The organism is Lentzea kentuckyensis, from assembly GCF_002150765.1.
Taxonomy (GTDB): Bacteria; Actinomycetota; Actinomycetes; order Mycobacteriales; family Pseudonocardiaceae; genus Lentzea; species Lentzea kentuckyensis.
Genome location: NZ_MUYM01000133.1, coordinates 22,673 through 31,509 on the forward strand (window position 1 = coordinate 22,673; position 8,837 = coordinate 31,509).

At 69.2% G+C, this 8,837-nt stretch carries 7 protein-coding genes and 1 pseudogene; 3 read left to right on the forward strand and 5 right to left on the reverse strand.

What is annotated here, in order from left to right; genetic code table 11:
- Nucleotides 1-2: 2 nt before the first annotated feature.
- The 4 genes from B0F77_RS41570 to pdhA all read right to left on the reverse strand — a co-directional run bounded on the left by B0F77_RS41570 (nt 3) and on the right by pdhA (nt 3,917).
- Entirely contained in the window at nt 3-401 is a 399-nt protein-coding gene (locus B0F77_RS41570) for a TOBE domain-containing protein (protein WP_086668575.1), read from the reverse strand.
- A gap of 170 nt (nt 402-571) precedes the next feature.
- Nucleotides 572-1,846 carry a dihydrolipoamide acetyltransferase family protein gene (locus tag B0F77_RS41575; protein ID WP_086668567.1) on the reverse strand — a complete coding sequence of 425 codons (1,275 nt, stop codon included), beginning with the start codon at nt 1,844-1,846 and terminating at the stop codon, nt 572-574.
- A complete protein-coding gene (locus tag B0F77_RS41580) occupies nt 1,843-2,829 on the reverse strand; it encodes an alpha-ketoacid dehydrogenase subunit beta (RefSeq protein WP_211294294.1) in 987 nt (328 codons plus the stop codon). Before B0F77_RS41580 ends, B0F77_RS41575 begins: the two co-directional genes overlap by 4 nt.
- 8 nt (nt 2,830-2,837) lie before the next feature.
- Nucleotides 2,838-3,917: a pyruvate dehydrogenase (acetyl-transferring) E1 component subunit alpha gene (pdhA, locus tag B0F77_RS41585; RefSeq protein WP_086668569.1), complete on the reverse strand. Its 1,080-nt coding sequence runs from the start codon at nt 3,915-3,917 to the stop codon at nt 2,838-2,840.
- Nucleotides 3,918-4,076: 159 nt separating this feature from the next.
- On the opposite strand from pdhA, the gene B0F77_RS41590 reads away from it, so the two are divergent.
- The gene (locus B0F77_RS41590; protein WP_086668570.1) at nt 4,077-4,514 is read left to right on the forward strand and encodes an Lrp/AsnC family transcriptional regulator; all 438 of its coding nucleotides are present in this window, start codon (nt 4,077-4,079) and stop codon (nt 4,512-4,514) included.
- A 122-nt stretch (nt 4,515-4,636) separates the two neighbouring features.
- On the opposite strand, the gene B0F77_RS41595 is transcribed toward B0F77_RS41590, so the two are convergent.
- Nucleotides 4,637-6,949 (reverse strand): beta-L-arabinofuranosidase domain-containing protein, encoded by a 2,313-nt coding sequence (locus B0F77_RS41595; RefSeq protein ID WP_086668571.1) that lies wholly within the window; start codon nt 6,947-6,949, stop codon nt 4,637-4,639.
- A 427-nt stretch (nt 6,950-7,376) separates the two neighbouring features.
- Between B0F77_RS41595 and B0F77_RS41600 the strand changes: the two genes are divergently transcribed.
- Together B0F77_RS41600 and B0F77_RS41605 are read left to right on the forward strand one after the other, a co-directional pair.
- Nucleotides 7,377-8,378, forward strand: coding sequence for a sporulation protein (locus tag B0F77_RS41600; protein ID WP_086668572.1), 1,002 nt, complete (start codon nt 7,377-7,379; stop codon nt 8,376-8,378).
- Nucleotides 8,379-8,588: 210 nt separating this feature from the next.
- Nucleotides 8,589-8,837 (forward strand): annotated as a pseudogene (locus tag B0F77_RS41605) (hypothetical protein); the annotation flags it as partial.

The following is an 8,837-nucleotide window of genomic DNA, read 5'->3' on the forward strand; positions in this document are numbered from 1 at the left end:
ACTCAGGCCTCCGGGATTTCGACTACGACATGGGTGGACTTGATGGAGGCGACAGCGATGCTGCCGACCTCCAGGCCGAGCTCGTCGGCGGCCTCGCGGCTCATCAGCGACACGACGCGGAACGGCCCCGCCTGCATCTCCACCTGCGCCATCACGACGTCCTTGACGACGCGGGTGACGATGCCGCGCAGCCGGTTGCGGGCGGACGCGGCGACCGTGACGCCAGGATCGCCGGACTCGGACATCCGCTGCACGAACGCCGCGAGCTCAGTGCCCTCGATGACCTTGCGGCCGCTCTCGCCCACCTTCGCGGTCAGACGCCCGTTCTCGATCCACCGCCGCACGGTGTCATCACTGACACCCAAGAGAGCGGCGGCCTCACTGATCCGCAAATTCGGCACGACCGACATCTTATGCACCGCTTTTGCGGGATCAACCCCAAGCCGCGTTTGCGGTGCGAATCGTAATCTGACCCCGCCAACACGTCATGTCCACGTTGATCAGGCCGCAACCGCGCCCATACGGGCGACCGTCCTCGCGCTTGTCCCGCGCCGCCGACAGCGCAAGGCGGCTACAGGTCCGCCAGCGCCGACTTCGGAGCCTCGACGCAGTCCGCGACGAACCGGAGGAAGCCGCCCGCCGTGCCGCCGTCGCAGACACGATGGTCGAACACGAGCGACAGCTGCACGATCTGCCGCACCGCGATCTCTCCTCCGACCACCCACGGCCGGGGCAGGATCCGGCCCATGCCGAGGATCGCGACCTCGGGGTGGTTGATGATCGCGGCGCTGCCGTCGACCCCGAGCACCCCGTAGTTGTTCAGGGTGAACGAGCCCGAGGTCAGCTCGGTCGCGGTGGCGGTTCCCTCACGCGCCGCGGCGGTGAGCCGGCGGATCTCGGTGTCGAGTCCGCGCATGCTCAGGCGGTGCGCGTCCTTGATCGCCGGGACGACGAGTCCGCGGTCCGTCTGCGCGGCGAGGCCCAGGTTGACGCCGTCGAGGTGGGTGATCTCACCGCGTTCGGTGTCGACGCGGGAGTTCAGCTCGGGGAAGCGGGAGAGGCCCGCCACCACGAACCGGGCGATCATCGCGAGGATGCCCGGTGCCGCACCGGTTTCCTTCAGTTCGGCACGAAGTTCGAGCAGTGCCGTCGCATCGACGTCCACCCAGGTCGTCGCTTCGGGAATCTCGGTGCGGCTGCGGGTCAGGGTCGTGGTGACGGCTTTGCGCAGGCCCGTCAACGGCACTCGGGTGCGGATCGGCAGGCCCGTGCGCTGGTCCACGTTGCTCACGACGCCGACCGGCTGCGGCACGGCGACCGGCTCAGATCCGGCAGCGGCTTCGACGTCGCGGCGGGTGATCAGGCCATCGGGTCCGGTGCCGGTCAGCGAGGTGAGGTCGACGCCGTTGTCACGGGCGAGGCGGCGCACGATCGGCGACTGCACAGCGGGCCGTTCCCCGTTCCGCTTCGGCGCAGTGGGCGCGGAACCGGTAACGCCCCTCCTCCGGCGTCGGCGAGACGAGTTCGCCCCCGAAGTTCCGTAGCCGATCAGGACGTTGCCCGAACCGGCGCGCTCTTCCTCCACAGAGGACTCCGCCGCGGAAGGCACCGCGCCGACCGAGATCAACGGCGAGCCGACCTGGAGGGTGGCGCCTTCCTCGCCGTGCAGCTGTGCGATCACACCGCCGAACGGCGACGGCACCTCGACCATCGCCTTGGCCGTCTCGACCTCGGCGACGGGCTCGTCCACCGCGACGGGGTCACCGGTCCTGACGAGCCACCGGATCAGCACGGCCTCGGTCAGTCCCTCACCGAGGTCGGGAAGGTCGAACACCTGGGTGCTCACGCGACGTCCTCCTGCCACTGCAGCGTGTCGACGGCGTCCAGGATCCGGTCCACACCGGGCAGGAAGTGGTGCTCCAGCTTCGGTGGCGGATAAGGCACGTCGAAACCGGTGACCCGGCGAACCGGTGCTTCCAGGTGGTGGAAGCAGCGCTCCCCCACCCGTGCCGCGATCTCCGAGGCGACCGAGGCGAATCCCGGTGCTTCGGCGACCACCACCGCCCTGCCGGTCCTGCGGACCTCGGCGCACACGGTCTCGTCGTCGAACGGGACGATGGAGCGCAGGTCGATCACACCCAGGTCCCTGCCCTCGGTCGCGGCCTGCTCGGCGGCGGCCAGCGCCACCGGCACGGACGGGCCGTAAGCGATCAACGTGGCGTCCTTGCCCGGTCGCCGGACCACCGCGCGGCCGATCGGCGGCACCGGCACCGACACGTCGACTTCTTCCTTGGAGAAGTAGTGCTTCTTGGGCTCCAGGAAGATCACGGGGTCGGAGCCGGCGATCGCGGCGCGCAGCAGGCCGTAGGCGTCGGCGTTGGTGGCCGGTGCGAGAACGGTCAGCCCAGGAGTGTGCGCGTAGTAGGCCTCGGACGAGTCGCAGTGGTGCTCCACACCGCCGATCCCGCCGGCGTAGGGGATGCGGATGACGATCGGCAGCCGCACCTTGCCGCGGGTTCGGTTGCCCAGCTTCGCGACGTGGCTGACGATCTGCTCGAACGCGGGATACGCGAAGGCGTCGAACTGCATCTCGACGACCGGGCGCATGCCGTTCATGGCCATTCCCACCGCCATGCCGACGATTCCGGACTCCGCCAGCGGCGTGTCGAACACCCGGCTCTCGCCGAACTCGCGGTGCAGCCCGTCGGTCACCCGGAACACCCCGCCCAGCTGGGCCACGTCCTCACCGAACACGACGACCGAGTCGTCCTCGGCGATGGCGTCCCGCAGCGCGGCGTTGATCGCCTGCGCCATCGTCATCTTCGTCATCGCGGCGCTCATCGGACGTCCTCGAGTTCGAGCTCGGCACGCAGAACCGCGCGCTGTTCCACGAGTTGCGGCGTGAGGGTGGAGTGGACGTGGGTGAACAGTTCCTCGGGATCGACGACCGTCTCGGCACCGACTCCGGCCCGGACGGCCGCCGCCATCTCCTCCGCGGCGGCGGCGATCTCCCGCTCCCGGTCGTCGTCGAGCGCACCGACCGCCGTCAGGTAGGTGCGCACCCGCAGCAGCGGATCACGCGGAAGCCACTCGGTGACCTCGTCGTCGGCGCGGTAGCGGGTGGCGTCGTCGGCGTTGGTGTGGGACTCGATGCGATAGGTGTCCGCCTCGACCAGCGTCGGTCCGTCACCGGCGCGAGCCCGCGCGACCGCCTCACCGAGCACCTTCTCCAGCGCCGGCAGGTCGTTCCCGTCGACGCGCACGCCAGGCATGCCGTAGCCGATCGCCTTGGCCGCCAGCGAAGGCGCCACCGACTGGCGCGCGAGCGGGACCGAGATCGCGTACTTGTTGTTCTGCACGAAGAACACCACCGGCGCGCGAAAAACGGCGGCGAAGTTGCAGGCCTCGTGAAAGTCGCCCTCGCTCGTCGCGCCGTCGCCGCACAGCGCCATCACGACCGTGTCCTCACCCTTGAGGCGCGCGGCGTGACCGACGCCGACCGCGTGCAGCAGCTGCGTCGCCAGCGGTGTGGCCTGAGGCGCCACCTTGTGCTCGTACGGGTCGTAACCGCAGTGCCAGTCGCCGCGCAGCAAGGTGAGCACCTCGACCGGGTCCACCCCGCGGGCGGCGATCGCGGCCGAGTCGCGGTAGGTCGGGAACAGCCAGTCGGAGTCAGCGAGCACCGACGCGCACGCCACCTGGCAGGCCTCCTGCCCCCGTGAGGACGGGTACACGGCCAGCCGTCCCTGGCGGACCAGCGCCCCGGCCTGCTCGTTCAGCCTGCGCGCGAACACGAGCTGGCGGTACCCCTCGACCAGCGCCTCGGCATCGGGCTTCGGGGCTCCCCTGATCAGGCGGCCGGTCTCGTCGAGCAACCGGGTCGCGGTGATGGCCGCCTTGAGCTGACCGGCACTCATCCATACCTCCGCTGCAGTTACGCTAGGCACGAATATTGCCGAGATCGGAGGCCATTCGGCCAGATCCGAGCAGCAGTGCGAGACGATTGACTTTCAGGCACGATTCAGCAGGTCCAATTGGCGCGGCACACGGCACTTTCAACCCCGGGAGCGAGACACGTGGACACGGAGTTGGACGAGATCGACCGCCGGATCCTGCGCGAACTGGAGGCGGACGGGCGGCTGTCCGGACGAGCCCTGGCCGAACGCGTGACGATCTCGCGCGCGAACGCCTACGCCCGTTTCGAGCGTCTCGTGGCGGACGGGGTGATCACCGGTTTCACCGCACGGGTCGACCCGGTCAAGGTCGGGCTGACCACGTCGGCCTACGTGGCGATGACGGTGCGGCAGAACACCTGGCGCGATCTGCAGGCCCAGCTGCGGGCGATCCCGGAGGTGCGGCACATGGCACTGATGGGTGGCGAGTTCGACGTGATGCTGCTCGTCAGGGCCGAGGACAACAACGCGTTGCGGCGCGTCGTCCTGGAGCAGCTGCAGACGATTCCCGGCGTGCTGTCGACCAAGACGTTCCTGATCTTCGAAGACGCCGGGAACTGACCCGAACCCCCCACAGGCTCGCCTTCGTGCCGAAGTTCTGGAGCACCACTGGTTCGCTCACGCCGACCTTGCGTGCGACCACTGCGGTCCTGCCGCGCATGTGGCCGGCGTGAGCCACGTCGTCAGTTGGCGACCAGCCGCCAGAGGTTGTCCGCGCCACCGTTGTCGGAGTCCTGCACGACCTGCGCACCCGCACTGGTGGAGCCGTTGAGGACAGCGAGCAGCTTGCCGCTGTTGGCGTTGCGGACCTTGTAGGTGCCGTTGCCGGTGGCGATCAGGGTCCACCTGTGGTCGGCGGTGCCGTTGTCGGACCACTGCAGGACGCGGGCGTTGTCGGCGGTTGACATGTTCTCCACGCCCAGCACCTTGCCGCTGTGCACATTCCTCAGCCGCACGTCGGACCCGTCGGTGATCATCTGCCAGTTGTGGTCGGCGGTTCCGCTGTCCTGCCACTGCACGGCCAGGCCACCGTCCGAAGTGGACATGTTCTGGATGCCCAGCACCAGTCCGGTGCCCGCGTTGACCAACCGGTAGCTCGCGACGCCGCCGCTGCTGTTCCAGTAGACGGTGTAGTTGAAGCCGTGCGCGTCGTGGAACGGACCCAGGTTGACCTGCGTGCCGTTCGCGGTCGCGGTGAACGCCAGCGCCGACGTGCTGGTGCGGGTGACGGAGCCGACGTTCAGCGAGGGCGGTGCCGAGAGGCTGGTGTTGCCGTAGTTTCCCGCCAGGACGGCCGGGCCGTAGGTCAGTGCGACGACGCCCGCGTTGTCGTTGGCGGACTGGGCGATCACGCGCATCGGCAGACGCAGCGTCACCACGTCGCCGGGCGTCCACGACCGGGTCAGTGCCGCGTAGGTGCCGGGGGTGGTGGTCACGTTCTGGGCGACGCCGTTGACGCTGATGGTCGCGCCCGTGGTCCAGGCCGGGATGCGGAAGCGCATCGTCCACGACCCGGCGGCGTTGCCGGTGACGGTCAGCGTCGTGGTGTCGCTCGCCGGATAGCTCGTGCTCTGCGTGACCGTGATGCCGCGGGACGACCATGTCAGCACGGACGGCGTGTACAGGTTCACCGTGAGCGTGGTGCCGTTGAAGAAGTAGATGGAGTCGGCGAGCTTGGTGTTGGTCTCCAGGCCGGTGCCCTGGCAGCACCAGAACGTGCCGTAGTCCGTGCTCCAGTTGCCGCCGCCCCACGCGGGGCCGGTGTTGCCGCGCCGGTGGCCTGGGTTGAGGCCGGTGAAGTAGCAGATGTGGCCGTGCGGGTCGGCCGGGTTCTGCTGGCCGATCAGGTGGTTGAGCAGGGCGCGCTCGTAGTAGTCGAAGTAGGCCGCGCGGTCGGGGTCGGTCAGCCACAGTTCACGGGTCAGCTTCAGCATGTTGTAGGTGTTGCACGCCTCGCACGTGTCGGTGTTGAGGTAGGCGGCGATGGCGTTGGGCGAGCGGAAGTGCTCGGCCTGGCTGTTGCCGCCGATGACGTAGGTGTGCGCGCCGAGGGTGATGTTCCAGGCGTTGAGGGCGATGTCGCGGTAGCGGGACGTCCCACTCGCCTTGTACTCGCGAGCGGCGCCGATCCACTTCGGCACCTGGGTGTTGGCGTGCAGGCCGCCCAGCCGGTCCTGGTTGGCGGCCAACGGGTCGAACACCGCGGCGTGGTCGAACCGCTGGGCCGTCGTCAGCCAGCGGGCATCGCCCGTCTGCTGGTACAGGTCGGCGAGAACCGCGTTCATACCGCCGAACTCGGTGCCCAGGACCCGTTGCATCACGCTGTACGACAACCGGGCTGTCCGCCAGTCCACCCACCCGGCCATGCGCAGCAACACGTCCCGCGCCTGGTTGTTGCCGATGTAACGCCACACGTCCAACAGCCCGGCGAGGGTCTTGTGGAGGGCGTAGTACGACACGGACTTGGGCGAACCGGCCTCCATCGCGTCGAAGTCCGACTCCGGGAAGCCCGCCAGGTAGCCGGCGTTGAATCCGGCCGCCGCGTTGTTCGCCTGGCACTTGGCCAGTTCGGCCACCATGTAGTTCGCCCTGTCCCGGCACGTCGTGTCCCCCAGGACCGCCCACGCCTGCGCCCAGGCGGTGAGGAAGTGCCCCTGGCTGTGGGTGCGGAACGGGAAGTTCGGTGCTTCCCAGCCACCCAGCGCCGCGGCACCGTTGGTGGACAGGCGGTGGTTGGCGCGGAAGTTGTAGAGCAGCCGGTCGACGTCGACGAACCGGAGGTAGGACAGCGTCCGGTTCTGGTTGTCCAGCCAGCGGCCCGACGTCAGGCGGACCTCGGACAGGTCGAACGGGTAGGCCGACACTCCCGCGTCGCCGCGGGCAGGCGGGAGCGTGGCCGCCAGCGCCGAACCTGCCATCTGCGCCGGCACCGCGGTCGCGATCGCGGCCACACCCGCGGCTTGCAAGAGCCTGCGTCGACTCAACGATGAGGACATGACGTTGCTCCAGTCTCTCGGCGAAGCCGGGACCGTCCGGGTCAGGTTGCCGCACAGTGGCGGCCCTGCGACGGAATGTAGCCACCAGCCCACTGGGCGGTCAACGCCAAATGTGAGCGCTAACCTTCTGCGCATCTGTCGAATAGTGTTTCGACTCAGGCATTCAGCCGTCAGTTCCTCCAGTGCACAGACCGTGAGTGTTAGCGCTCACTCGACGGAGAGGGGCACGGACTCGGCCGATCGGCGGGGGTGACTCCAGCCAGGTGACGGATTGTTCTGGACGCCCGGCCGCCGCGAGCGACGCGACGAACCCACAACACTGGGACACGGCACTCGTTGAGCACACGGATCGGACCTCCTGCGGTTCGCCGGGACGTGCACGACGTCGCCCCAGACTTGGTTCATCCGTCCAAAGAGGAGACTTCTCATGTTCGGTCGAATGCTGAGCGCCTTCGGCATCGGTGGCCCGTCCGTCGACACCGTGCTGGACTCGCCGCACGCCGTGCCCGGCCAGGCGATCACCGGGCAGGTCCGCATCCAGGGCGGCAGCTCGGACGCCGAGATCGGCCAGGTCGCGCTGTCCCTCGTCACCGGCGACGACCAGCACGGCCAGGCCACGGAGTTCTTCCGGACGGTCGTGCAGCAGGGGCTGCGGGTGCCCGCGAATCAGCTGGTCTCGATCCCGTTCCAGCTGCAACTGCCGTGGGAGACGCCGATCACCGCGGTCGGTGGTGCGGCCCTGCCGGGGTTGAGCGTGGGTGTGCGCACCGAACTGATCGTCGCGGGCGCTCCCGACAAGGGCGACCTCGACCAGGTCCTGGTCGGTCCGCTGCCCTCGCAGAACAAGGTGCTCGACGCGTTCGGGCAGCTCGGGTTCTCGTTCCGCGGCACCGAGGTCGAGGCAGGGCGCCTGCCCGCGGTGCCGCAGGAGTTCGGCTTCTACCAGGAGCTCGAGTTCTTCCCGCCGGCCCAGTTCGCGGGCAGCATGAACCAGGTCGAGCTGACCTTCGTGGCCAACGCGGACGAGCTGCACGTGGTCCTGGAGGCCGACCGGCGCCGCGGCGCGTTCTCGCCGGGTGGCGACACGTCCGGCCATCTTCGCCTCTCCCACCAGGAGGCGCAGGTCACCGACTGGGCCGCGGCGATCAGCGGCTGGCTCACGCAGGTCGCCGAGCGCGGCCGGACCAACCCCGCGTTCGGCAACGCCCACAACCCGGCGTTCGGCGGCCAGTCCGGGTACGGCGGCCAGCCTGGGTACGGCGGCCGTGGCTACGACCACGACTACCACCACCAGCAGCAGGGTCAGGGGCGCGGGCCAGGCATGGGCGGCATGCTCGCCGCCGGTGCGGCCGGTGCCGCCGGCGGTGTGCTCGGCGGCATGGCGCTCAGCGGCATGGCCGACGAGTTCTTCGGCGACGACGAGGGATGACCCGGTCGGCAAATGTCCACTGAGGACGGATGCCGGATCGGAAATTCCAGCCAGGTGGCGGGGTTCTCACCCCAACCTGACGGATGGCCCCGCCACCGACCACAGCACCAAAGTTGAGGTATGACTCAGATGCCACCACTGCAGGACACCTCCACTGCGCAGGAGACATCACCTCCCCAGCCCCAGACGCCGACAGAGCCCGCCCCCTCGATGGGGCGCTTGGTCGGGGTGGACCTCGCCCGTGCGCTGGCCGTGTTCGGCATGTACGTCGTGCACCTCGGCCCCTCGGCGGCCAACGCGGACGGCGTCGGCGCCTGGGTGCGGCACCTGGCGGAAGGCCGTTCGTCGGCCCTGTTCGCCACTCTCGCCGGGTTCTCGCTGATGCTGATCGCCGGCCGCCTGGAACCCAAGACCGGCCTGGCCGGCCGACAGGCGAAAGCCCGGATCGCGATCCGGGCC